28 protein-coding genes are annotated in these 22,326 nt (G+C 51.9%); 9 read left to right on the top strand and 19 right to left on the bottom strand.

Annotated elements, in window-relative coordinates:
- The 9 genes from NG42_RS06880 to fkpA all read right to left on the bottom strand — a co-directional run.
- The coding region (locus NG42_RS06880; RefSeq protein WP_052898525.1) for a GTP-binding protein at positions 1-201 on the bottom strand (201 nt) is incomplete at its 3' end.
- Positions 202-270: 69 nt separating this feature from the next.
- Entirely contained in the window at positions 271-2,385 is a 2,115-nt protein-coding gene (gene fusA / locus NG42_RS06875; protein ID WP_052898524.1) for an elongation factor G, read from the bottom strand.
- 96 nt (positions 2,386-2,481) lie between these two features.
- The gene (rpsG, locus tag NG42_RS06870) at positions 2,482-2,952 is read right to left on the bottom strand and encodes a 30S ribosomal protein S7 (RefSeq protein ID WP_052898523.1); all 471 of its coding nucleotides are present in this window, start codon (positions 2,950-2,952) and stop codon (positions 2,482-2,484) included.
- A 95-nt stretch (positions 2,953-3,047) separates the two neighbouring features.
- Positions 3,048-3,422 carry a 30S ribosomal protein S12 gene (rpsL, locus tag NG42_RS06865; protein WP_003852912.1) on the bottom strand — a complete coding sequence of 125 codons (375 nt, stop codon included), beginning with the start codon at positions 3,420-3,422 and terminating at the stop codon, positions 3,048-3,050.
- A gap of 125 nt (positions 3,423-3,547) precedes the next feature.
- Positions 3,548-3,835 (bottom strand): sulfurtransferase complex subunit TusB, encoded by a 288-nt coding sequence (tusB, locus tag NG42_RS06860; protein ID WP_052898522.1) that lies wholly within the window; start codon positions 3,833-3,835, stop codon positions 3,548-3,550.
- Positions 3,836-3,844: 9 nt separating this feature from the next.
- The gene (gene tusC / locus NG42_RS06855) at positions 3,845-4,204 is read right to left on the bottom strand and encodes a sulfurtransferase complex subunit TusC (RefSeq protein ID WP_052898521.1); all 360 of its coding nucleotides are present in this window, start codon (positions 4,202-4,204) and stop codon (positions 3,845-3,847) included.
- Positions 4,204-4,590 carry a sulfurtransferase complex subunit TusD gene (gene tusD, locus NG42_RS06850; protein WP_052898520.1) on the bottom strand — a complete coding sequence of 129 codons (387 nt, stop codon included), beginning with the start codon at positions 4,588-4,590 and terminating at the stop codon, positions 4,204-4,206. Before tusD ends, tusC begins: the two co-directional genes overlap by 1 nt.
- Positions 4,590-5,312, bottom strand: coding sequence for a helix-turn-helix transcriptional regulator (locus tag NG42_RS06845; protein WP_052898519.1), 723 nt, complete (start codon positions 5,310-5,312; stop codon positions 4,590-4,592). Before NG42_RS06845 ends, tusD begins: the two co-directional genes overlap by 1 nt.
- 232 nt (positions 5,313-5,544) lie before the next feature.
- Entirely contained in the window at positions 5,545-6,363 is an 819-nt protein-coding gene (gene fkpA / locus NG42_RS06840) for an FKBP-type peptidyl-prolyl cis-trans isomerase (protein ID WP_052898518.1), read from the bottom strand.
- Between the two features lie 287 nt (positions 6,364-6,650).
- Between fkpA and NG42_RS06835 the strand changes: the two genes are divergently transcribed.
- Positions 6,651-6,869, top strand: coding sequence for a protein SlyX (locus NG42_RS06835; protein ID WP_052898517.1), 219 nt, complete (start codon positions 6,651-6,653; stop codon positions 6,867-6,869).
- 99 nt (positions 6,870-6,968) lie between these two features.
- Here NG42_RS06835 and slyD read toward each other — a convergent pair whose 3' ends face one another.
- The 4 genes from slyD to kefG form a co-directional block, all read right to left on the bottom strand.
- Positions 6,969-7,520 carry a peptidylprolyl isomerase gene (gene slyD, locus NG42_RS06830; RefSeq protein ID WP_052898516.1) on the bottom strand — a complete coding sequence of 184 codons (552 nt, stop codon included), beginning with the start codon at positions 7,518-7,520 and terminating at the stop codon, positions 6,969-6,971.
- Positions 7,521-7,670: 150 nt separating this feature from the next.
- Positions 7,671-7,865: a YheV family putative zinc ribbon protein gene (locus NG42_RS06825; protein WP_052898537.1), complete on the bottom strand. Its 195-nt coding sequence runs from the start codon at positions 7,863-7,865 to the stop codon at positions 7,671-7,673.
- A 45-nt stretch (positions 7,866-7,910) separates the two neighbouring features.
- Complete coding sequence (gene kefB, locus NG42_RS06820) at positions 7,911-9,716, bottom strand: glutathione-regulated potassium-efflux system protein KefB (protein ID WP_052898515.1); 1,806 nt, start codon at positions 9,714-9,716, stop codon at positions 7,911-7,913.
- On the bottom strand, positions 9,717-10,268 hold the full coding sequence (gene kefG, locus NG42_RS06815; protein ID WP_052898514.1) for a glutathione-regulated potassium-efflux system ancillary protein KefG: 552 nt from the start codon (positions 10,266-10,268) through the stop codon (positions 9,717-9,719).
- A 126-nt stretch (positions 10,269-10,394) separates the two neighbouring features.
- Between kefG and NG42_RS06810 the strand changes: the two genes are divergently transcribed.
- Positions 10,395-12,299, top strand: a complete 1,905-nt coding sequence (locus tag NG42_RS06810; RefSeq protein WP_052898513.1) for an ABC transporter ATP-binding protein — start codon at positions 10,395-10,397, stop codon at positions 12,297-12,299.
- A gap of 35 nt (positions 12,300-12,334) precedes the next feature.
- On the opposite strand, the gene tauD is transcribed toward NG42_RS06810, so the two are convergent.
- From tauD to NG42_RS06785, 5 genes are all read right to left on the bottom strand, one after another.
- Positions 12,335-13,186: a taurine dioxygenase gene (tauD, locus tag NG42_RS06805; RefSeq protein ID WP_052898512.1), complete on the bottom strand. Its 852-nt coding sequence runs from the start codon at positions 13,184-13,186 to the stop codon at positions 12,335-12,337.
- The gene (gene tauC / locus NG42_RS06800; RefSeq protein ID WP_052898511.1) at positions 13,183-14,013 is read right to left on the bottom strand and encodes a taurine ABC transporter permease TauC; all 831 of its coding nucleotides are present in this window, start codon (positions 14,011-14,013) and stop codon (positions 13,183-13,185) included. The genes tauD and tauC overlap by 4 nt, the downstream gene beginning before the upstream one ends.
- A complete protein-coding gene (gene tauB / locus NG42_RS06795; protein ID WP_052898510.1) occupies positions 14,010-14,777 on the bottom strand; it encodes a taurine ABC transporter ATP-binding subunit in 768 nt (255 codons plus the stop codon). The genes tauC and tauB overlap by 4 nt, the downstream gene beginning before the upstream one ends.
- A gap of 9 nt (positions 14,778-14,786) precedes the next feature.
- Complete coding sequence (gene tauA / locus NG42_RS06790; protein ID WP_052898509.1) at positions 14,787-15,767, bottom strand: taurine ABC transporter substrate-binding protein; 981 nt, start codon at positions 15,765-15,767, stop codon at positions 14,787-14,789.
- 216 nt (positions 15,768-15,983) lie between these two features.
- Complete coding sequence (locus NG42_RS06785) at positions 15,984-16,586, bottom strand: LysE family translocator (protein ID WP_052898508.1); 603 nt, start codon at positions 16,584-16,586, stop codon at positions 15,984-15,986.
- Between the two features lie 59 nt (positions 16,587-16,645).
- On the opposite strand from NG42_RS06785, the gene NG42_RS06780 reads away from it, so the two are divergent.
- From NG42_RS06780 to NG42_RS06755, 6 genes are all read left to right on the top strand, one after another.
- Positions 16,646-17,662, top strand: coding sequence for a hydrolase (locus NG42_RS06780; RefSeq protein WP_052898507.1), 1,017 nt, complete (start codon positions 16,646-16,648; stop codon positions 17,660-17,662).
- Positions 17,663-17,665: 3 nt separating this feature from the next.
- Complete coding sequence (locus NG42_RS06775; RefSeq protein ID WP_052898506.1) at positions 17,666-17,884, top strand: YheU family protein; 219 nt, start codon at positions 17,666-17,668, stop codon at positions 17,882-17,884.
- 72 nt (positions 17,885-17,956) lie between these two features.
- Positions 17,957-18,826, top strand: a complete 870-nt coding sequence (locus NG42_RS06770; protein ID WP_052898505.1) for a phosphoribulokinase — start codon at positions 17,957-17,959, stop codon at positions 18,824-18,826.
- Between the two features lie 231 nt (positions 18,827-19,057).
- A complete protein-coding gene (locus tag NG42_RS06765) occupies positions 19,058-19,855 on the top strand; it encodes a DUF3289 family protein (protein ID WP_053115767.1) in 798 nt (265 codons plus the stop codon).
- Positions 19,842-20,288 (top strand): DUF943 family protein, encoded by a 447-nt coding sequence (locus tag NG42_RS06760; RefSeq protein WP_053115768.1) that lies wholly within the window; start codon positions 19,842-19,844, stop codon positions 20,286-20,288. The genes NG42_RS06765 and NG42_RS06760 overlap by 14 nt, the downstream gene beginning before the upstream one ends.
- A 122-nt stretch (positions 20,289-20,410) precedes the next feature.
- Entirely contained in the window at positions 20,411-20,893 is a 483-nt protein-coding gene (locus NG42_RS06755) for an Hcp family type VI secretion system effector (RefSeq protein ID WP_052898503.1), read from the top strand.
- A gap of 57 nt (positions 20,894-20,950) precedes the next feature.
- On the opposite strand, the gene NG42_RS06750 is transcribed toward NG42_RS06755, so the two are convergent.
- Positions 20,951-21,355 carry an OsmC family protein gene (locus tag NG42_RS06750; RefSeq protein ID WP_052898502.1) on the bottom strand — a complete coding sequence of 135 codons (405 nt, stop codon included), beginning with the start codon at positions 21,353-21,355 and terminating at the stop codon, positions 20,951-20,953.
- 311 nt (positions 21,356-21,666) lie between these two features.
- Between NG42_RS06750 and crp the strand changes: the two genes are divergently transcribed.
- Complete coding sequence (gene crp / locus NG42_RS06745; RefSeq protein WP_017803012.1) at positions 21,667-22,299, top strand: cAMP-activated global transcriptional regulator CRP; 633 nt, start codon at positions 21,667-21,669, stop codon at positions 22,297-22,299.
- Positions 22,300-22,326 lie beyond the last annotated feature (27 nt).

The following is a 22,326-nucleotide window of genomic DNA, read 5'->3' as shown; positions in this document are numbered from 1 at the left end:
GTGAGAAGTGTTGATGGTGATACCACGAGCTTTTTCTTCTGGCGCGTTATCGATCTGATCGAATGCACGAGCAGAACCGCCGAAAGTTTTAGCCAGTACGGTGGTGATTGCTGCAGTCAGGGTAGTTTTACCGTGGTCAACGTGGCCGATAGTACCAACGTTGACGTGCGGTTTTGAACGTTCAAATTTTTCTTTAGCCACGACAATATTCCTTACTTTAATGCTCTCACCTAAGGTGAGAGCATATGATCAATATGTTAAAACTGTAGCTTATTTACTACGAGCTTCAATAACGGCCTGAGCGACGTTGTTTGGCGCATCATCATACTTCAGGAACTCCATGGAGTATGAAGCACGGCCTTTGGTCAGAGAACGCAACTGAGTCGCGTATCCGAACATTTCAGACAGCGGAACTTCAGCGTGAATCTGAACGCCAGTAGCGTTAGATTCCTGTCCTTTGAGCATACCACGACGACGGCTAAGGTCACCGATAACGTCACCGGTATTCTCTTCAGGAGTCTCTACTTCAACCTTCATGATTGGCTCAAGCAGTACCGGAGTCGCTTTCTTAAAGCCATCTTTAAAGGCGATAGATGCTGCCAGTTTAAATGCCAGTTCAGATGAGTCAACGTCATGGTAAGAACCGAAGTGCAGACGCACACCGAGGTCAACTACCGGATAACCCGCCAGAGGGCCAGATTTCAGCTGTTCCTGAATACCTTTATCAACAGCAGGGATGTATTCGCCAGGAATCACACCACCTTTGATGTCGTTGATAAATTCGTAGCCTTTCGGGTTTGAACCCGGCTCCAGTGGGTACATGTCGATAACAACATGACCGTACTGACCACGACCACCAGACTGCTTGGCGTGTTTACCTTCGATATCGGTAACTTTTGCACGAATCGCTTCACGGTAAGCAACCTGAGGCTTACCGATGTTCGCTTCAACGTTGAATTCACGCTTCATGCGGTCAACGATGATGTCGAGGTGCAGCTCACCCATACCGGCGATAATAGTCTGGTTAGTTTCTTCGTCAGTCCATACGCGGAATGACGGGTCTTCTTTAGCCAGACGGCCCAGAGCCAGACCCATTTTTTCCTGGTCAGCTTTGGTTTTCGGTTCTACGGCGATAGAAATTACCGGCTCAGGGAATTCCATACGCTCCAGAATGATGACGTTATCCGGGTCACACAGGGTGTCACCGGTGGTCACTTCTTTCAGACCGATAGCAGCAGCGATATCGCCTGCGCGAACTTCTTTGATCTCTTCACGTTTGTTAGCGTGCATCTGTACGATACGGCCCAGACGCTCACGCTGAGATTTGACCGGGTTATACACGGTGTCACCGGAGTTTACGATACCAGAGTACACACGGAAGAAGGTCAGGTTACCTACAAACGGGTCGGTAGCAATTTTGAACGCCAGCGCAGCAAACGGCTCTTCGTCATCGGAGTGACGCACAGCCGGAGTATCTTTGCCATCGTCCAGGATACCGTTAATCGCGGTAACGTCAGTCGGTGCCGGCAGGTATTCAATAACCGCATCCAGCATCGCCTGCACACCTTTGTTCTTAAATGCAGAACCACAGGTTACCAGGATAATTTCGTTATTCAGAACGCGCTTACGCAGAGCAGTTTTGATCTCTTCTTCGCTCAGCTCTTCGCCGCCAAAGAATTTCTCCATCAGCTCATCAGAAGCTTCAGCTGCGGCTTCGACCAATTTCGCGCGCCATTCTTCAGCCAGTTCCTGCATATCTGCCGGGATATCTTCGTATACGAAGGTCACGCCTGCGTCAGCATCGTTCCAGTTGATGGCTTTCATTTTCACCAGGTCAACAACACCGGTGAAGCCTTCTTCAGCGCCAATAGCCAGCTGCAGAGGAACCGGAGTTGCCGCCAGACGTGATTCAATCTGACCAACAACTTTCAGGAAGTTAGCACCCATACGGTCCATTTTGTTAACGAACGCGATGCGTGGAACTTTATATTTGTTTGCCTGACGCCATACGGTTTCAGACTGTGGCTGAACACCACCAACTGCACAGTAAACCATTACTGCACCGTCGAGAACACGCATGGAACGTTCAACTTCGATGGTGAAGTCAACGTGTCCAGGGGTGTCGATAATGTTTACGCGGTGTGGCTCAAACTGCTTAGCCATACCTGACCAGAACGCAGTGGTCGCTGCGGAGGTGATGGTAATACCACGCTCCTGCTCCTGTGCCATCCAGTCCATGGTGGCTGCGCCGTCATGAACTTCACCGATTTTGTGGTTTACACCGGTGTAGAACAGGATACGTTCGGTAGTAGTGGTCTTACCGGCGTCGATGTGTGCACTGATACCGATATTACGATAACGTGCAATAGGTGTTGTACGAGCCATTTGATTCCTCTGATTCTCGGACGTTCAAGGTTAGTTAACCCAAGCGGGTTGGCTAGTTGAAGCGCCCGCTTGGTTAGCTTAACGACTACGTGGCTATTACCAGCGGTAGTGAGCGAACGCCTTGTTGGCTTCAGCCATACGGTGAACGTCTTCACGTTTCTTAACTGCAGTACCTTTGTTCTCTGCAGCGTCAGAAAGTTCGTTCGCCAGGCGTAAAGCCATAGATTTATCACCGCGTTTACGAGCAGCTTCTACGATCCAACGCATTGCCAGGGCATTACGACGAACCGGACGGACTTCAACTGGTACCTGATAAGTAGAACCACCAACGCGGCGAGACTTAACTTCGACAGTCGGACGCACGTTGTCCAGAGCTACTTCGAAAGCTTCCAGTTCGTTTTTACCAGAACGCTGAGCCAGGGTCTCCAGCGCGGTATAGACGATTGCTTCAGCAGTAGATTTTTTACCATCTACCATCAGGATGTTTACAAATTTAGCCAGCAGCTCTGATCCGTGCTTAGGATCTGGCAGAATTTTACGCTGACCAATAACGCGACGACGTGGCATGGAAATACTCCGTTGTTAATTCAGGATTGTCCAAAACTCTACGAGTTTATTTTGACATTTATTTAAAACGTTTGGCCTTACTTAACGGAGAACCATTAAGCCTTTGGCTTCTTCACGCCATACTTGGAGCGAGCTTGCTTACGGTCTTTAACACCGGAGCAGTCCAGCGCGCCACGAACAGTGTGGTAACGCACACCTGGCAAGTCTTTAACACGACCGCCACGGATCAGGATCACGGAGTGTTCCTGCAGGTTATGACCTTCACCGCCGATGTAGGAGGTAACTTCAAAACCGTTGGTTAAACGAACACGACATACTTTACGCAGTGCGGAGTTCGGTTTTTTAGGGGTAGTAGTGTATACACGAGTACATACACCACGTTTCTGCGGGCAGGCTTCCAGCGCAGGCACGTTGCTTTTTGCAACTTTGCGTACGCGTGGTTTGCGAACCAGCTGATTAACTGTTGCCATTAAATAGCTCCTGGGATTTGCTTTTGCTTCGTAAACACGTAATAAATCACCTCGCAGTATCACGAGGACGCAGAATTTTAGAGCTGAGCTTAAAAGGTGTCAAGAAATAACCAGGATTACCGTGTTTACCAGGTCATTTGCTGAGAATGTTTCACCGTCAGCGCGACGAACTCAGTATAGCTCACTGACGTCAGACTGGCTGAAATTTGAGCAGCAAGACCGCGCGCATCAACGTCGTCCTGCAAAACATACAGCGTCACCGGTGCCGCCAGCAGCGATGTCAGTGCGCTACTGCCCTCTAAAGCAGCCAGCACACCATCTTGCAGCAATAACAGTTCATCTCCGGCTTTCAGCATGCGTAACAACAAATTGAAGTCACACTGAAACGGAGAATTCATCAGGGTATGCAGCATCGACATTCCTTAAAAAGTCAGCAGCCGGTCAAACTGAGCGAGGCGTTCACGCAGCGCATCGCTGCTCAGCACCTCTGCATTCAGCACGCGCGGAGCATCAGCTGACAGGCCACGCTCGGCAAGCGATGCCGCGCAGAGATAACACTGACTGACGTCGTACAGCGGCAGCACACCAAAGGTGGCGATGTAATTACGCGCCAGTATTTTCTCTGGCTGCTGGCCTGCGGTGAGTTGCAGCACGCCATCTCCGATAAAAAACAGCGCGACATCATCACTGAGTGCCGACGTCGCCAGCACCGCATCCAGCGCTTCACGGCCAGCGCTGCTGCCATGTGGCGCCTGAGTAAAGATAAAGGCGATCGAATTCATTAAAATTGCACCAGTCGTTCGCAGCTCAACACCGCTTCCGCCAGCGATCCCAATCCGGTCAGCTCAAAGCCCGGTTGCAGATTGGCCGTCGGCAGCGCGAGACTCTCCGCCTGCTGCCGATCGGTAACGCCACGCCGTAACGCCGCAGCCACGCAAATATGCAGCGCGGTACCGTGATCGGTATGTAATTTCTGCCAGCCACGCACCAGATCAAACTCATCGCTGGCGGGCGCAGTCAGCTGATTAGCATTCAGCACGCCTTCCCGATAGAAGAAGACACTGGACAGGGTATGCCCTGCCGCCAGCAGCGCATTAGCAAACCGCCATGCGCTGCTCGCCTGCTGAGTGCCATAGGCCGGGCCGGTAACCAGCAGCGTAAAACGCATTAGCGCTCTTGCCCCTGAAAATCGCCGCTCTTGAACTGGCGAATGTAAAGGTAAACGGTGTGCTTGGAGATATTCAGACGGTCGGCCACCTGATTAATCGCATCTTTAATATCGAAAATGCCCTTCTCATACAGGTTGAGCACAATCTGCCGGTTCTTGGCGTTGTTCGACACATTGCGATCGGCACTGACCTCTTCAATGGTGAACTCCAGCGTTTGCATCACCAGATCCTCAACTGAGGAGGCGAAGTTAACCGATGAGGCGACCTCTTTGATTTCCGGCGGCATAAACGTCGACATGATTTGTGAGAACGGCACATCGAGGTTCATGTTAATGCACAGTAAACCAATCACCCGATGTTCCCGGTTGCGAATGGCAATGGTGACCGATTTCATCAGCACGCCACTTTTGGCGCGGGTGAAATAGGCTCTGGAGACATTGGTATCCGCCCCGGTCATATCATGCAGCATACGCAGCGCGAGGTCGGTAATCGGCGAGCCGATTTTGCGGCCGGTATGTTCGCCATTGGCGATACGCACCGCCGAACACTTCAGATCTTCCAGCGAGTGAAGCACGATTTCACAGTGGGAACCGATCAGCATCGCCAGGCCATCGACCACCGCTTCGTAGGACTTCAGAATATCGTGGTCGGTCTGGACGAACGGATGTTGCTCCAGTAAGTCTGACTCGGTTAGCTCACTGGGACTGAATGGATTAGACATGAAAGAGACACCCTAATAGTGGCTGGAGCCTGTCTCAGCGCGGCCTGGGCAGACTCATCATCAGAATTTTGCGCGATAAACAGTTTAGCAAATCTGACAAAGTCATGTCCTGGCGTTTGTTGCTAATTGCGTAGAATCTCGAAAAGTGGTGAAACGCGGGGCAGAAAGTGACACAGAACCGCCGCAGTGGCTGCGGCGGTTCTTCCCGTCATACCGGGAACAAACTCAGCGATTACTGTGCTTGTTTGTCAGCAGCGGCAGGGGCTTGTGCCTTTTCGTCTGCTTTTGGTGCTGGTTTGATATCAAGCAGTTCTACATCAAATACCAGCGTGGAGTTAGCCGGAATACCCGGAACGCCATTTTTACCGTAAGCCAGCTGTGGTGGAATCACCAGCTTGATTTTGCCGCCTTTCTTCACGTGTTTCAGACCTTCGGTCCAGCCAGGGATCACGCCATCGAGACGGAATGACAGTGGCTCACCACGGGTGTAGGAGTTATCGAACTCAGTACCGTCGATCAGCGTACCTTTGTAGTTCACGACCACAGTATCGCTGTCTTTTGGCGCGTCACCGGTCCCCTCTTTCGCTACCTGATACAGCAGGCCAGAGTCGGTTTTCTTCACGCCTTTTTCTTTAGCAAATTTCGCTGCGTAAGCTTCACCTTTACCGGCGTTCTCTTTCGCATCTTGCTCCATCTTAGTCTGAGCAGCGCCTTTCACACGGCCTTCGAAGGATTGCAGAGTTTGCTCGATCTCTTTATCAGAGAGTTTGCTCTTACCGGCAAACGCATCCTGCACGCCGGCGATCAGCTGGTCTTTCTCCAGTTTGATACCCAGCTTTTCTTGCTCCTTGAGGGAGTTTTCCATGTAACGGCCTAAGGATGCACCCAGCGCATAAGCGGACTGCTGATCCTCATTTTTAAACGCGGCGTTTTTAGGAGCCTGAGGCGCGGCCTGTTGAGCAGGTGCGGATTCTGCTGCCATTGCCAGCGGTGCATTCAGCGCAACGGCCATAGTGGTAGCTAACAATGTGACTTTAAACAGTGATTTCATCCATTTCTCCAAAACCGAAGCCTCTCACCTCGGAAATCATTTTAACCTGTCGGTCAGTACTAAAACTGTGCGCGAGTAAACTACCTGGTTCTGCGACAGATTACTCAGTTAACCTACGACTGTTGTAATGCCGTTAAGTTTCAAAGAGTACATGAAGACAGCAAAACCATTTTTCAATCGTTAGCTCGAAATTAGCTGCTTTTGCCTGTGTAAAGCAATGCTTTTACCGTTAGAATCAGATGAATCGCCCCGAAAACGCTGCGCATGCAGTAACAAGAGGAAATAGTATGCAACAATCATTGTTTGAACAGCGGCTGGAGTTGCTGGAAAGCAAGCTGGCTTTTCAGGAGCACACCATTGAGGAGCTGAATCAGACGGTGGTGCAGCATGAGCTTGAGATGGCGAGAATGCGTGAACAGTTACGCCTGATGCTGGATAAATTAAAAGCCGCAGCACCATCAATGATTGCTTCGCAGTCGGAAGAAACCCCACCACCTCATTATTAATGAGTGGTAGCGCATGACTGCGGCCAGGTGCTGCCAACAGAATCTCCCCTTAAAACAAAAAAGGTCGCCGAAGCGACCTTTTTATTAAGCATCTGATGCTTAGTGGCAGCCACAGCCGCCGGTACCGCAACCACCTTTACCGTGGTCATGGTCGTGATCGTGATCATGGTCGTGATGATGACCATTCTCGCCGTGAACGTGGCCATGAGCCAGCTCTTCCTCGGTTGCTTCACGAATCGCGATAACTTCTACGTTGAAGTTCAGGTTCTGACCCGCCAGCATGTGGTTACCGTCAACCACAACATGCTCATCTTCAACTTCAGTAATTTCAACTGGAACCGGACCCTGGTCGGTCTCAGCCAGGAAACGCATGCCAACCTGCAGCTCGTCGACGCCCATGAACACGTCTTTCGGTACACGCTGCACCAGGTTTTCGTCATACTGACCGTAGGCTTCGTTAGCCGCGATATGCACGTCGAATTTATCACCCACTACGTGATTTTCCAGCGCGTTTTCCAGACCAGAAATCAGGGAACCATGACCGTGCAGATAGTCCAACGGTGCGCTCACCGGAGACTCGTCAACCAATACACCGTCTTCTGTACGTACCTGATAGGCCAGGCTTACCACCAGGTCTTTTGCTACTTTCATGATATCTCCTAACCGTTGAGAACTTCGATCCTGCCTCATTGGTCTATTTTTGCGTGCAATAATACCAACCAGAGAGGTTTTAATGGCGGCGATTGTAGCGGAATTCAACCCCGCTGTACGCTTAAGCTTAAAAAAAGCCGGGCCATTACGCTACTCCGGATGAAAAATACCGATCACTTGCTCATTCGTGCGAACCTGATCGCGTACCTGCTTATCCGCTTCACGCATCTGATGACCACATTTTACACATTCAACGACATCAACATTGTTTTCCCGCCATAGCGCGAGAGTGTCTTTTTCCTGACAGTGCGGGCAAACCGCACCGGCGATAAAACGTTTACGCATGTTTTTTTCCATATTGCGGCGGCGCTAACGCCGCCCCTGGATGAATTATTCGAACTCGTCCCAGCCATCATACTGCCGCTTCTCATGCTGCATCTCCGTCTGGAAAATGTCTTCCAGCTCGCGGCGCGCTTCCCGCACGCGCGATATCTGCGCGCTGTCGCCGTGGTTTGGCATCAGGTCGCGCAGCATGCGCATATCCAGCCGGCGGAAGTGCAGTTGTGCACGCGTCGCCTGATGCGGATGCATGCCGACCGTCATCAGCGCCTTACGCCCCAGCTCCAGCGCACTGGAGAAGGTTTCGCGCGAGAATTGCGTCACGCCAGCCTGCAACAGCTCATGGGCTTCAACACGGCCCCGCGCGCGCGCCAGAATTTGCAGATGAGGGAAGTGCTGCTGACAAAGATGCACAATGGTCATCGAATCTTCCGGCTCATTGCAGGTAATCACGATGGACTGCGCACTCTCCGCTCCTGCCGCACGCAACAGCTCCAGCTCGGTAGCATCGCCATAGTATACTTTATAGCCATATTTACGCATCAGGCTGACCGCACTGATATCGCGTTCCAGCACGGTAATGCGTTTTTTATTAGCCATCAGTAAGCGGCCAACCACCTGCCCAAAGCGGCCAAATCCCACCACGATAACCTGAGGTTTGTCATCTTCAACAAAGGGTTTTTCTTCGCTGGCATCGGTCTCATTAAAGCGACGGGTCAGGATTTTATCGATGCCCTGCATCAGTAGCGGCGTGGTCATCATCGACAGCGTGACGGTAACCAGCAGCAGCGGCAGTTGATCGCCGCTAAACAGTTTTGCCGACGATGCGGCAGAGAACAGCACGAAAGCAAATTCACCGCCCTGGCTCAGCACCCCGGCAAACTGCAGACGTTCTGAACTGCGCAAGCCGTAGATCCGCGCCAGCAGATACAGCACCGCGATTTTTACCAGCACCAGCGCCACGACGCCGATCAGGATTTCAAGAATATGGGTGTAGAGCACGCCGAGATTCAGCGCCATGCCGACCGAGATAAAGAACAGGCCAAGCAGCAAGCCTTTAAACGGCTCAATGGCGATTTCCAGCTCGTGGCGGTATTCGCTCTCCGCCAGCAGGATCCCGGCAATAAACGTCCCCAGCGCCATCGATACGCCAAGCATATCCATAAATAATGCCGAACCCAGCACCAGCAGCAGCGCCGCCGCGGTAAACACTTCGCGCACGCCGGACGCGGCGATAAAGCGGAAAATCGGCCGCAGTAAATAGCGGCCACCAATCAGCATGCCGCCAAACGCCAGTACCTTCATCCCGACTTTCATCCAGTCGATATGGCCGCTGTCGCCACCGGCCAGCAGAGGCACCATCGCCAACGCCGGGATCACCGCGATATCCTGGAACAGCAATACCGAGAAGCCGAGTTGCCCGGATTCGTTGCGGTTCATGCCTTTGTCGCGCATCAGTTGCAGCGCCATCGCCGTCGAGGACATCGCCAGACCAATACCGCCGATCATCGCCGCCTGCCAGGAAAAATCGGTCAGCCACAGCAAACCGCCGAGCACTGCGGCACTGAAAATCACCTGCGCTGCGCCGACACCAAATATCGAGCGCCGTAATTCCCAGAGCTTAGAAGGATTCAGCTCCAGGCCAATGATAAACATCAGAAACACCACGCCAAGCTCGGAGAAATGCAGGATCTCATCAACGTCACTGATAAATCCTAATCCCCACGGGCCAATCGCAATGCCTGCCAGCAGATAGCCCAGTACCGCCCCAATGCCCAGTCGTGCGGCAATCGGCACCGCCACCACGGCGGCAAACAGATACAGCACGCCAGCCGTCAACAGGGTTTGTCCTTCCATTTAACAACCTCCATGCGGCAACGGTGACGCCAGCCAGTCACCGTATGCTCGCGCATAATTTTTCATGACTTCCGGTGTCTGACGGCGCGCCCAGTAAATAATCATCGGCGTCATCCAGTGCATCCGGCACATCTGTGCGGTGAGTTCAAACGGCCGCATAATTTCCGACAGCGGATAGCGATTCAGCCCGTGCTGATGATAGGCCGCTTCCGGCTCGCCGGTGGTAATCACACTGCGCCAGTATTTACCTTCCAGCACATTGCCGCCGACGCCGCTGGCGAAGCCACGCGACAGCACGCGGTCCAGCCACTCTTTCAGCAGCGCGGGGCAGCTGTAAGTGTAGAGCGGGTGCTGGAACACAATAATTTGATGCTCACGCAGCAGTTGCTGCTCGTAGTTCACATCAATAAAAAAATCAGGATAGTGCGCGTAAAGGTCGTGCACGGTGACATGGGCTAACTGCTTTGCCGGCTGTAACAAAACGCGATTAGCTATCGAATCTTGTGATTCCGGGTGAGCATATAGCAGCAAAACTTTAGGTGGCTGCGACATCTTGTCCCCTTCAATCGTCGTCATGGTGTACGTTTTCAGCTACCATGCTCGACGCAACGGAATAGGTCATTCCGAAATTCTGATTATGATGACAACAAATTAACATATTCTGACGATACGGCGCTTATGATTGTATTTTCCTCGTTACAAATTCGTCGCGGCATCCGCGTGCTGCTGGACAATGCTACTGCCACCATTAACCCAGGCCAAAAGGTCGGGCTGGTGGGTAAGAACGGCTGCGGAAAATCGACCCTGCTGTCGCTGCTGAAGAACGAGATGAGCGCCGACGCGGGCAACCTCACCTTTCCGACTAACTGGGCGCTGGCCTGGGTCAACCAGGAAACACCTGCGCTTGATATGCCAGCGATTGAGTATGTTATCGATGGTGACCGCGAATTTCGTCAGCTGGAGTCCGAATTACAGCATGCCAATGACATTAACGATGGGCATGCCATCGCTACGCTGCATGGCAAACTGGATGCGATTCAGGCCTGGACCATTCAGTCGCGCGCTGCCAGTCTGCTGCACGGCTTAGGTTTCAGTCAGGAACAGTTGCAGCGCCCGGTCAGTGATTTCTCCGGTGGCTGGCGCATGCGTCTGAACCTTGCACAGGCGCTGCTGGTTCGCTCCGATCTGCTCCTGCTGGATGAACCGACTAACCACCTTGATCTTGACGCGGTGATCTGGCTGGAGCGCTGGCTGAAAAGCTATCCCGGCACGCTGATCCTGATTTCCCACGACCGTGACTTCCTTGATCCGGTAGTGGATAAAATTTTGCATATCGAGCAGCAAGCGCTGTTTGAATACACCGGCAACTACAGCTCGTTTGAACGTCAGCGAGCCACCAAGCTGGCGCAACAACAGTCGCTGTTTGAACATCAGCAGCAGAAAGTCGCCCACTTACAAAGCTATATCGATCGTTTTCGCGCCCAGGCCACCAAGGCTAAACAGGCGCAGAGCCGTATCAAAATGCTGGAGCGCATGGAGCTGATTGCCCCGGCGCACGTCGATAACCCGTTCACTTTCAGCTTCCGCCAGCCGGAAAGCCTGCCGAATCCGCTACTGAAAATAGAAAAAGTCAGCGCGGGTTATCACGACCGGGTGATTCTTAACTCGATTAAACTGAACCTGGTGCCCGGTTCGCGCATTGGCCTGCTGGGCCGCAACGGTGCGGGTAAGTCGACACTGATCAAACTGTTGGCCGGTGAACTGATGCCGTTGCAGGGCGATATCGGGCTGGCCAAAGGGATTAAGCTTGGTTACTTCGCCCAGCATCAGCTGGAATTCTTACGGGCAGATGAATCGCCATTGCAGCATCTGGTGCGTCTGGCGCCAAAAGTGCTGGAACAGCAGCTGCGTGATTATCTCGGTGGCTTTGGCTTCCAGGGCGATCAGGTCAGTGAGAGAACCGAGCGCTTTTCCGGTGGTGAAAAAGCGCGCCTGGTGCTGGCGCTGATTGTCTGGCAACGCCCTAACCTGTTGCTGCTTGATGAACCGACCAACCACCTCGATCTGGATATGCGTCAGGCGCTGACCGAGGCGTTGATTGATTTCGAAGGCGCACTGGTGGTGGTGTCGCACGATCGTCACTTATTGCGTTCAACCACTGACGATCTTTACCTGGTTCACGACGGTAAAGTGGAAGTGTTTGAAGGCGATCTGGAAGATTATCAGCAGTGGCTGAGCGATGTTCAGAAGCAAGAAGCTCAGCAGGATGCGGCACCGAAGCTGGATAATGCCAACAGCGCCCAATCGCGCAAAGATCAGAAGCGGCGAGAAGCCGAACTGCGCACCCAGACGCAGCCGCTGCGTAAACAGATTACCCAGCTGGAAAAGCAGATGGAGAAGCTGAATGCGCAGCTGGCAGCGGCGGAGGAGCAGCTGTCCGACTCGACGATTTACGAGCAAAGCCGCAAAGCCGATTTAACCGCCGCGCTGCAACGTCAGGCCGAGAGTAAATCCGCATTAGAAGAGTGTGAAATGGCATGGCTTGATGCGCAGGAACAGCTGGAGAATATGCTGGCAGAATAATGGGTTAGCGGGCGGCGTTTTCGCCGCCCTTCGCCTTAACCAGCACGATAAAACGGTTTATCACCTAAAATCGTGGCGCGATGCATAATGCGCCTTTGCGGCAGATAGTCAGCATTCGCATAGTGCTGCGTCACTCGATTATCCCAAATCGCCACATCATCCTGCTGCCAGCGCCAGCGCACCTGAAACTCAGGTTTCGTGATATGCGCAAACAGAAATGCCAGCAGCGCATCACTCTCTTTCTGCGTTAAATTGACAATACGCGTGGTAAAGCCCTCATTAACAAACAGTGCCTGCTTGCCGCTGACCGGATGGGTGCGTATTACCGGATGCAACAGCGGCGGGTTACTGGCCACCGCTTTTTTCCAGCGTGCATGCTCCTCTTCGCTGCCACGATGTTTAAACTCCTGGAACGATTTGGTGAAGTCATGCTCGGCTTGCAACCCACTCAGCAAGGTCTTAAACGGTGCGGAAAGAGCTTCATACGCGGCAATACCGCTGGCCCACAGGGTGTCACCACCGGTTTCCGGCAGCTGCTTAGCGGCAAGAATCGCGCCGGCGGGCGGGGTGTCGATAAAGGTGACGTCGGTATGCCAGTTATCATTATCCGGCGGATTATTGTCATGAGTATCCAGTACGATAATCTCTTCAACATCAGCGGCATGCGGATAGACCGGATGAATATGCAGATCGCCAAAACGCGCGGCCAGCGCCCGATGCAGCACCGGCGTCAGCGGCTGCTGACGGAAAAACAGCACCTGATGGCGAATCATCGCATGATACAGCTGTTCAAACTGGGCATCGCTCAATGGACGAGCCAGATCAAGATTACTGACTTCAGCCCCGATATATGGGCCAAGCGCGGTGATAGTGAGACGTTCGTTCATTGTACAACTCCATGCCAGGGTGTCAGACGACGCTGTAGCGCGCGCAGACCCAGTTCTAAGGTAAAAGCGATTACCGCAATCACGGCAATACCTGCCAGCACCACATCTGTGGCAAGAAACTCACCGGCAGACTGCACCATAAATCCCAGTCCGCGCGTGGCCGCAATCAGCTCGGCAGCCACCAGTGTCGACCAGCCGACACCCAGTCCGATTCGCAGCCCGGTTAAAATCTCCGGCAGCGCGCCGGGCAATACCACATACCACAGCACCTGCCAGCGGCTGGCTCCCAGCGATTGCGCCGCACGCAGCCGCACCTGCTGCGCGCTTTTCACTCCCGCCAGCGCCGAGAGCGCCACCGGGGCAAAGATCGCCAGATAGATCAGTAAGATTTTTGAGGTTTCGCCGATGCCAAACCAGATCACCATCAGCGGCAAATAGGCCAGCGGCGGCACCGGGCGATAAAGTTCAATCAGCGGATCAAGAATGCCGCGCACCGTTGAGTTCAACCCCATCGCGATACCTACCGGGATGCCGATTAATGCCGCAGCGAACAGCGCAATCAGAATTCGCGTCAGGCTGGCAGCCAGATGCTGCCATAAAGTCGCATCCATAAATCCTTGCGCGCTGGCAACGGTCAGTAACTGATGCAGTACTTGCTGCGGCGCGGGCAGAAACAGCGGGCTGATCAGTTTCAGCGCGGTAACGCCCCACCAGATAGTCAGCAGCACCAGCATCGTCGCAACACTCAGCGTCAGCTGGCGCGACAGCGGCCAGCGCAGACGTGATGCCGCTGGCGTCGTCACTTTGTCATTAATCAGTGAACTCATGAGAACACCTCGCGTTGCTGAAATACCCGGCTGAGAACATATTCACGGCGTTCAATAAAGCGCGGGTCTGATTTGATTGCGCGGCAGGATTCACCGGCAGCATAGCGACGGCCGAAATCAAGCGAAAGCCGTTCGATAATACGACCCGGCCCCGGCGACAACAGAATCAGCTCGCTGGCAAGAAACACCGCTTCTTCAATATCATGCGTTATCAGCAAGACCTTTTTGCCGCTTTCACTCCACAACTTCAGCAGCAGCTCCTGCATCTGCTCGCGGGTAAAAGCATCCAGCGCGCCAAAGGGTTCATCAAGCAGTAACAGCTGCGGATCGGCGGCCAGCGCTCGGGCAATCCCCACGCGCTGGCGCATCCCGCCGGAAAGTTGCCAGATATAGCGCTTTTCAGCACCTTCCAGCCCAACTTTTTTCAGCATGCGCTGCGCAGTCGCACGCCGTTCGGTTTTGCTGACGCCAGCCAGCTGCAGGCCAAACGCCACGTTATCCAGCACATTACGCCACGGCAGCAATCCCTCATGCTGAAACACCACGCCACGCTCAGCCCCCGGTCCGGTAATGGCTTTACCTTCGAGGGTAAGGGTGCCGGATTCTGGTGGTAAAAAACCGGCAATCAGGTTGAGTAAGGTGGTTTTGCCACAGCCCGACGGCCCAAGCACCACCAGTAACTCCCCGGAATCAATGGACAGATTGATATCCTGTAGCGCCAGATGACCGTCGTAGCGGGCATGCAAATGAGAGACTGATAACATAGGCGTGCCTTACTGATTAGCGAGGGTTTTAACAAAACGATCGGTAACGTAATCGCTATAATCCGTTGCCACCTGCGGCACTTTGCCCTGCTCTTTCAGGAATTTCGCGGTATCCACAATCGCTTTATCGACCGGCTGCGCCAGCTGCGTGACCTGTTGCGCGGCGGTCAGGTAGGTATTGCCTTTTACCAGCCCGGGCACCTGTTCATTTGGCACACCGCTCAGGCGCGACAGTTTGCTGAGGTTATCTTCCGCTTTCAGCCACTGCTCCGGGTTATCGAGATAGGCTTTCTGCGCGGCCAGCGCGCTGCGGGCAAAGGCGGTTACGACTTCAGGATGCTGCTGCGCGAAGTCTTTGCGCACCACCCAGACATCCAGCGTCGGCGATCCCCACTGACCCACCTGGGCGGAATCGGTCAGCACATGACCTTCCTTCTCCAGCTCGTTAACTGCCGGTGCCCAGACATAAGCACCATCAATATCGCCGCGCTGCCAGGCGGCTGTGATCGCCGCAGGTTGCAGGTTGATGATCTGCACCTGTCCAGGTTTAATGTCCCAGTGTTTCAGCGCTGCCAGCAGGCTGTAATGTGTCGTTGAGATAAACGGCACCGCGATACGCTTGCCAATCAAATCTTTTGGTGAGGTGATGCCTTTCTTCACCACCAGTGCCTCGGAGTTACCCAGCTGCGAAGCCAGCAGGAACACTTCGATCGGCACCTGCTGACTGGCGGCAACCGCCAGTGGGCTGGAACCAATATTACCAATCTGCACATCACCTGAGGCCAGCGCGCGAACCACGCTGGAACCGCTGTCAAATTTGCGCCAGTCAACTTTCGCGCCACTCTCTTTGGCAAAGGTATTGTCTGCCTGGGCAACTTTTGCCGGTTCGGCAGAAGTCTGATAAGCCACAGTGACATCGACGGCATGCGCATTCAGCGCTGCCAGTGACAATGCTGCCGCAACCAAAGATAAACGCCATTTTCCCGTCATGTTTCACTCCACTGGTTATTGTTATCAGGTGATTTGCTGATAGTTTTAACCGACAGAGAGCACGGCGATAAGTAATTAAAAATTCTTTTTAAGCACAAAATCGCATTAGAAGTTATTGCGCATAACTCATGCAAAAAATGGCAAAACGCAGCAGCGGATTTATTCAGGCATAAAAAAACCACCGCTAAGCGGTGGTTGATTAATTGTGCCGGGAAGTTAATGCCAGATCAGTAAAACGCAGGCCGCGGTGAGCAGCCCCATCGAAATATTGAAAATCGCCCAGGCACGGCGGCTGCGCAGGATACGACCAATCAGCGTACCAAAGCCCAGCCAGATGACTCCGGAAATAATATTGACCGAGACAATACCAATACTGATCGCCACCACCGAGCTGCGATAAGCCTCGCCTGCCAGACTAAAACTGGCTACCGCACCCAGCGCCATCAACCAGGCCTTCGGGTTGATTAGCTGTAATAGCCCTCCCTGCCAGAACGGCATCGGTGCTGCCGGCCCTTCGCCAGTCTCAAGCTTTTCGTAACTGGCTGAACCAATTTTCCACGCCAGCCATAACAGATAAAGGCTACCGGCGATTTTCAGGATAAGATGCAGCGAAGGGTAAATCAGCAACAGACCACCGACGCCAAACGCCACCAACAGCAGCATCGCCTGCATACCGAGCATAATTCCGATCATCAACGGCAATGAGCGAATAAAACCGAAATTGGCACCGGAGGCGGTGAGTAACATATTATTAGGGCCGGGGGTAATTGCGGCGACCCACAAAAAGCCCAGCATCGACAGAAAAAGACTCAGTTCCATGAAACGGGTGCTCCTCACCCCCCAAACGATTGCAAACCCATCGAAGCTAACAGTGTGATATGGATCGTACAAGCCCTCTGAACATGAAATTTAGTCCCACAGGTGATTATTCATTTAACCCGATGCCTGGCATGGGTAATCCACATCTGCAAACCCTGTTGCCTCGTCTGATTCGGCGACGTATTTATCTGCAACCCCACTGGCAGCGGCTGGAACTGCCCGATGGCGATTTTGTTGATTTAGCCTGGAGTGAAGATCCGGCACTGGCGCGCGATAAACCGCGTGCGGTGCTGTTTCATGGCCTCGAGGGCAGTTTTCACAGTCCTTATGCTCACGGACTGTTGCAGAAATGGAAAGAATGCGGCTGGCTCGGAGTGGTGATGCACTTTCGCGGCTGCAGCGGTGAGCCTAACCGTATGCAGCGCATCTATCATTCCGCTGAGACCAGCGACGCCAGCTACTTTCTGCAGTGGATGCAAGATACGCTGGGGAAAATGCCGACCGCGGCGGTTGGCGTATCGCTGGGCGGCAATATGCTGGCTTACCTGATGGGTCAACAGGCTGACGACTGCCTGCTGGATGCTGGCGTGGTGGTCTCAGCGCCACTGATGCTGGAGCCCTGTAGCGAACGCCTTGAACAGGGGTTCTCACGCGTTTATCAACGCTACCTGCTGAATCTGCTGAAACAGAATGCCGAGCGAAAGCTGCGGCGCTGGCCGGGAACGCTGCCGGTGGATCTGCTCCAGCTAAAGGCGCTGAAGAAACTGCGTGACTTTGATGATGCCATCACCGCGCGCGCCCACGGCTTTAGCAATGCGCTCGACTACTACCGTCGCTGTAGCGCACTGCCGCTGCTGCCAGCGATCACTAAGCCGCTGCTGATCATCCATGCGCAGGACGATCCCTTTATGACCGGCGCCGTCATTCCCGAACTCAGCAGGCTACCTGCTAATATTGAGTATCAACTGACCCAAAATGGCGGACACGTCGGCTTTGTCGGCGGCACCCTGCGCCAGCCGAAAATGTGGCTGGAACAGCGCATTCCGCAATGGCTTTCTCACTATCTGGATAACTAAGCTGTGATTATTCCCTGGCAAGATCTGACGCCTGAGGCGCTGGAAAACCTGATTGAATCCTTTGTACTGCGTGAAGGCACCGATTACGGTGAGCAGGAGCGCTCACTGGAACGTAAAGTTGAAGATGTCCGACGCCAGCTAAAAAGTGGTGAAGCGGTACTGGTGTGGTCCGAACTGCATGAAACGGTCAATATTATGTCGCGCGGACAGTTGCGCGAATAAAAAGGCCGATGACTTTACTGCAAGAAACATGTTAACAATGCGTATCGCCCGCATCTTCACAGGGAGCTAATTATGTCAGCCAGACATCCGGTTATCGCCGTCACGGGTTCGAGTGGTGCAGGAACCACCACCACCAGTCTCGCCTTCCGTAAAATCTTCCAGCAGCTGAATCTGCACGCTGCCGAACTTGAGGGCGACAGCTTTCACCGTTTTACCCGTCCTGAAATGGATATGGCGATTCGCAAAGCACGTGATTCAGGTCGCCATATCAGCTATTTCGGCCCTGAGGCGAATGATTTTGGCCTGCTGGAGCAGACCTTTATCGAATATGGCCTCAATGGCAGCGGAAAATCGCGTAAATATCTGCACACCTATGATGAAGCGGTACCGTGGAATCAGGTACCGGGGACATTTACCCCGTGGCAGCCACTGCCGGAACCGACCGATGTGCTGTTTTATGAAGGACTGCACGGTGGTGTGGTAACTCAGCAACATAACGTGGCGGAAAAAGTGGATCTGCTGGTCGGCGTGGTGCCCATCGTTAACCTTGAGTGGATCCAGAAACTGGTGCGCGACACCAGTGAGCGCGGCCATTCGCGCGAAGCCGTCATGGATTCCGTGGTGCGTTCGATGGAAGATTACATCAACTTTATTACGCCGCAGTTTTCACGCACCCATATCAACTTTCAGCGTGTTCCCACGGTCGATACCTCGAATCCGTTTGCGGCGCGCGACATCCCGTCGCTGGATGAAAGTTTTGTCGTGATCCATTTCCGTGGTCTGGAAGATATCGACTTCCCTTACTTGCTGGCGATGCTACAGGGCTCCTTTATTTCGCATATTAATACACTGGTGGTGCCGGGCGGGAAAATGGGGCTGGCAATGGAGCTGATTATGGGGCCGCTGGTAAAACGGCTAATGGAAGGTAAAAAGATCGAGTAACCGATTATTCAGTCAGGAAGCGGACAATGTCGTTCCTGACTATTATTTATTATATTAACCTTTATCAATAATCTGTTAATTAATATCTTTAGAAGTTTCTGCAACGCTGAAATCAGTCGCGCCATTATTTTGTGAAGCCGCAGGGTTTTTTCTCATTTTATACTGTTAAAGCACTATTTCTTCCGCTAGCATTGTCTTCAGGATGCCGGACAGAATAACAGGATGTTATTTATGGATGCTGAGATCAAAAAAACTAAGCAGGAACGCCCTATAGGGTTGCCAACTCGTCTGTTTGCAACAAAGAAAAAGATGGATGACTATAAAGCCGCAGATATGCGCTGTGGTGATCTGACTCAGTATTGCCTGCAAGAGTATTATCAGCTTAATGATATCTCAAAAAATATTAATCCTTTTACCCATCCGAATCGTGATGAAAGCGCGCGTATACTGTTTGATGAGTTTCGCCTCTTGTCTGATTCATTTTCGTTTGTCGGCCCCTACAAAACGTTGATCCGCAGTTTGATTGATCATATGCAAACTAATACGGGTGAAACATTTACCGATAAACTGATGAATGAAGCGCTGGCTGAGCATAGTTCGATGGTTGATTCGTTGAATAAGATAAATAAAGCCATGATTAAACTCATTGACTGGGATGAAGAAATTTATCCCCGGAAAAATTTCTTCGGCCTGGAAGATGCCGTAATGAAATCAGTTCTTCCTAAATTTAATAAGAAAGCGGATCGTTTTAATGGGTTGACAATTTCAATTCACGATACATGGTCAACACAAATCACCCTTGAGTCACTTGAGATTGCCGGAGATCGATATAAGGCAAAATTGCATTATCGCATTCAAGATCACTTTGGTCTTGATGATGCAGATATTAAAGACTGGCTTTACAAACAGTTTCGTATTTTTCGCATCTGGTTTACTTTACAACGCTGGGAAGGTTACGGATTTAAGCCGTTTATCACTGAAATGAACGCGACAATGACAATTGAAGGTGGACGGTTTGACAAGATATAAATGGATAATACCCTTTATTATCGCCGCAATGGTTTTTTTTACATGGCGTTTACTCGTTCCTGTTGAAATCATTGATGTCCATCGCATGAGCTCACAAGATAGTTTTGACCTGGTCGTAAAAAACTTTCCATTAACAGATCAAGGAAAAATGGATTGGTGGGAAGAAAACAAAAAAATATTACAAGATAAATATAATATTCCTGATGAACAAAGTGATTACAGCATTGGCTTCTGGGTCGGTGATTACAAAGTCGAGCCTGATACCGATCAAGGAAGTGATCTGCTTTGCTTTGATGACATGCCCACTCCAAAAAAATGTATAGAAAAAGATAATCAGCCTTTACAAATCTGGTATCAAAAGAAACAAAGGGAAACCATTTTTCTTTTCGATAACTGGAAGAGAACATATGTAAAAAAAGACGCCACTCAGTAATGACAGCAATTAACTATATGATTTTAAGCAATATACATATGCAATGACTATTGATATCCAAAAAATCACTTAAGCATAAAATTATTAATCGAACACCTGTCGTCAAATCATAAGGAGCAAGGATGAATACCGATATCTATATGAAAATCGATAATATCCAGGGAGAGTCACAGGATGCCAACCATAAAGGCTGGATAAAGGTCAGTTCCTTTAACTGGGGAGCGACCCAGCCAGCCAATATTAATGTGGGCGGCGGCGGCGGTACCGGACGCGTGCAGTATCAGGATTTGCAGGTTCATGCCGAGGTCGATAAAGCCACACCCGCCATTATGCGTTATCTGTCGAATGGCAAACATATTAATAAAGTGGAGCTGTCTGCCTGTCACGCCAGTGACGGTCAGATTGAATACCTGCGCATCACGCTGGAAGAGGTGCTCATCACCGGAGCCAGCTACAACGGCACCTCTCATACAGATAAAATCGGTATGAGCTACAAATTCCAGGCCGCGAAGGTTGGGCAACAGTACTGGGAACTGATGGCGAATGGCGGCAAAGGGCCAGAAACCGCGTCCGGCTGGCATATTAAAGAGAACCGCGAAACCTGATAACTGGCGGTTAAAACAGGACCCGTCACAGGTCCTGTTTATCACCACCGAGACGGCTTAGCCTTCAATCACTTCATAGCTATGAGTAATCTCAACGCCTTTACCCAGCATGATCGCCACTGAACAGTACTTCTCTGCCGACAGGTCAACTGCACGTGAAACCGCTTTATCGGTTAACGCTTTGCCGCTGACCACAAAGTGCAGATTAATGTGGGTGAAAATACGCGGCGCTTCTTCCCGGCGTTCTGAGGTCAGTTTGACTTCGCAGTCGGACACATCGTTACGCCCTTTTTGCAGAATCGACACTACATCAATCGCGCTACAGCCGCCCGCAGCCATCAACACCATCTCCATTGGGCTTGGCGCTTTATCGCCGGAATTGCCATCCATCAACACCTGGTGGCCGGATGCGGATTCTCCTAAAAATGTCAGCCCTTCCACCCACTTTATACGTGCTTGCATAACATTATCCTCTAATTCATTCAGTTATCGTCAGAGTACGCCTTCGGCTGAAAAACGGCAACGGTGAGCGATTCCCGGTATGCTGAAGCGAGACAACAGGAGACACTCGCTGAAAGCTGTGCTACAAACAAAGCTGTAATATTTTCGTTGGCATGTAAAAGCACGACGGAAGCGGGACGACATAATGAGCTATGCTCTGAACAGAAGCCCGGACAACTTTCCTTACCCGGAAAACGCTTGAATATTTCATCGCCTGCAGGGAATTGATCCCCCTGTATTTAGGGCACGATTACAACAGAGGATAAAAGCGAATGGTTCTCGGCAAACCGCAAACAGACCCTACTCTCGAATGGTTCCTGTCACATTGCCATATTCACAAATATCCATCCAAAAGTACGCTGATTCACCAAGGTGAAAAGGCCGAAACGCTCTACTACATCGTAAAAGGCGCTGTAGCAGTGCTGATCAAGGATGAAGAAGGCAAAGAGATGATTCTTTCCTATCTTAACCAGGGTGATTTTATCGGCGAGCTTGGCCTGTTTGAAGAAGGTCAGGAACGTAGTGCCTGGGTAAGAGCAAAAACCGCCTGCGAAGTGGCTGAAATTTCCTATAAAAAATTCCGTCAGCTGATTCAGGTAAATCCAGATATTTTGATGCGTCTCTCCTCTCAGATGGCCCGCCGTCTGCAGGTAACTTCCGAGAAAGTGGGTAATTTAGCTTTCCTCGATGTTACCGGACGCATTGCGCAAACCCTGCTTAACCTGGCTAAACAGCCAGATGCGATGACACATCCGGACGGGATGCAGATCAAAATTACCCGTCAGGAGATCGGCCAGATCGTTGGCTGCTCACGTGAAACCGTTGGCCGTATTCTGAAAATGCTGGAAGATCAAAATCTGATCTCCGCACACGGCAAAACCATTGTCGTTTACGGCACGCGCTAAGCATTTCTGAATCCACGGCGTGAGGCA

The sequence above is a fragment of the Winslowiella iniecta genome (assembly GCF_001267535.1).
Classification (GTDB): Bacteria; Pseudomonadota; Gammaproteobacteria; order Enterobacterales; family Enterobacteriaceae; genus Erwinia; species Erwinia iniecta.
This window is presented reverse-complemented; position numbering and strand designations above follow the sequence as displayed.

Coding starts and splice junctions, on each gene's coding strand:
- fusA (WP_052898524.1), bottom strand. CDS start 2,385: ATGGCTCGTACAACACCTATTGCACGTTATCGTAATATCGGTATCAGT.
- rpsG (WP_052898523.1), bottom strand. CDS start 2,952: ATGCCACGTCGTCGCGTTATTGGTCAGCGTAAAATTCTGCCAGATCCT.
- rpsL (WP_003852912.1), bottom strand. CDS start 3,422: ATGGCAACAGTTAATCAGCTGGTTCGCAAACCACGCGTACGCAAAGTT.
- tusB (WP_052898522.1), bottom strand. CDS start 3,835: ATGCTGCATACCCTGATGAATTCTCCGTTTCAGTGTGACTTCAATTTG.
- tusC (WP_052898521.1), bottom strand. CDS start 4,204: ATGAATTCGATCGCCTTTATCTTTACTCAGGCGCCACATGGCAGCAGC.
- tusD (WP_052898520.1), bottom strand. CDS start 4,590: ATGCGTTTTACGCTGCTGGTTACCGGCCCGGCCTATGGCACTCAGCAG.
- NG42_RS06845 (WP_052898519.1), bottom strand. CDS start 5,312: ATGTCTAATCCATTCAGTCCCAGTGAGCTAACCGAGTCAGACTTACTG.
- fkpA (WP_052898518.1), bottom strand. CDS start 6,363: ATGAAATCACTGTTTAAAGTCACATTGTTAGCTACCACTATGGCCGTT.
- NG42_RS06835 (WP_052898517.1), top strand. CDS start 6,651: ATGCAACAATCATTGTTTGAACAGCGGCTGGAGTTGCTGGAAAGCAAG.
- slyD (WP_052898516.1), bottom strand. CDS start 7,520: ATGAAAGTAGCAAAAGACCTGGTGGTAAGCCTGGCCTATCAGGTACGT.
- NG42_RS06825 (WP_052898537.1), bottom strand. CDS start 7,865: ATGCGTAAACGTTTTATCGCCGGTGCGGTTTGCCCGCACTGTCAGGAA.
- kefB (WP_052898515.1), bottom strand. CDS start 9,716: ATGGAAGGACAAACCCTGTTGACGGCTGGCGTGCTGTATCTGTTTGCC.
- kefG (WP_052898514.1), bottom strand. CDS start 10,268: ATGTCGCAGCCACCTAAAGTTTTGCTGCTATATGCTCACCCGGAATCA.
- NG42_RS06810 (WP_052898513.1), top strand. CDS start 10,395: ATGATTGTATTTTCCTCGTTACAAATTCGTCGCGGCATCCGCGTGCTG.
- tauD (WP_052898512.1), bottom strand. CDS start 13,186: ATGAACGAACGTCTCACTATCACCGCGCTTGGCCCATATATCGGGGCT.
- tauC (WP_052898511.1), bottom strand. CDS start 14,013: ATGAGTTCACTGATTAATGACAAAGTGACGACGCCAGCGGCATCACGT.
- tauB (WP_052898510.1), bottom strand. CDS start 14,777: ATGTTATCAGTCTCTCATTTGCATGCCCGCTACGACGGTCATCTGGCG.
- tauA (WP_052898509.1), bottom strand. CDS start 15,767: ATGACGGGAAAATGGCGTTTATCTTTGGTTGCGGCAGCATTGTCACTG.
- NG42_RS06785 (WP_052898508.1), bottom strand. CDS start 16,586: ATGGAACTGAGTCTTTTTCTGTCGATGCTGGGCTTTTTGTGGGTCGCC.
- NG42_RS06780 (WP_052898507.1), top strand. CDS start 16,646: ATGGATCGTACAAGCCCTCTGAACATGAAATTTAGTCCCACAGGTGAT.
- NG42_RS06770 (WP_052898505.1), top strand. CDS start 17,957: ATGTCAGCCAGACATCCGGTTATCGCCGTCACGGGTTCGAGTGGTGCA.
- NG42_RS06765 (WP_053115767.1), top strand. CDS start 19,058: ATGGATGCTGAGATCAAAAAAACTAAGCAGGAACGCCCTATAGGGTTG.
- NG42_RS06755 (WP_052898503.1), top strand. CDS start 20,411: ATGAATACCGATATCTATATGAAAATCGATAATATCCAGGGAGAGTCA.
- NG42_RS06750 (WP_052898502.1), bottom strand. CDS start 21,355: ATGCAAGCACGTATAAAGTGGGTGGAAGGGCTGACATTTTTAGGAGAA.
- crp (WP_017803012.1), top strand. CDS start 21,667: ATGGTTCTCGGCAAACCGCAAACAGACCCTACTCTCGAATGGTTCCTG.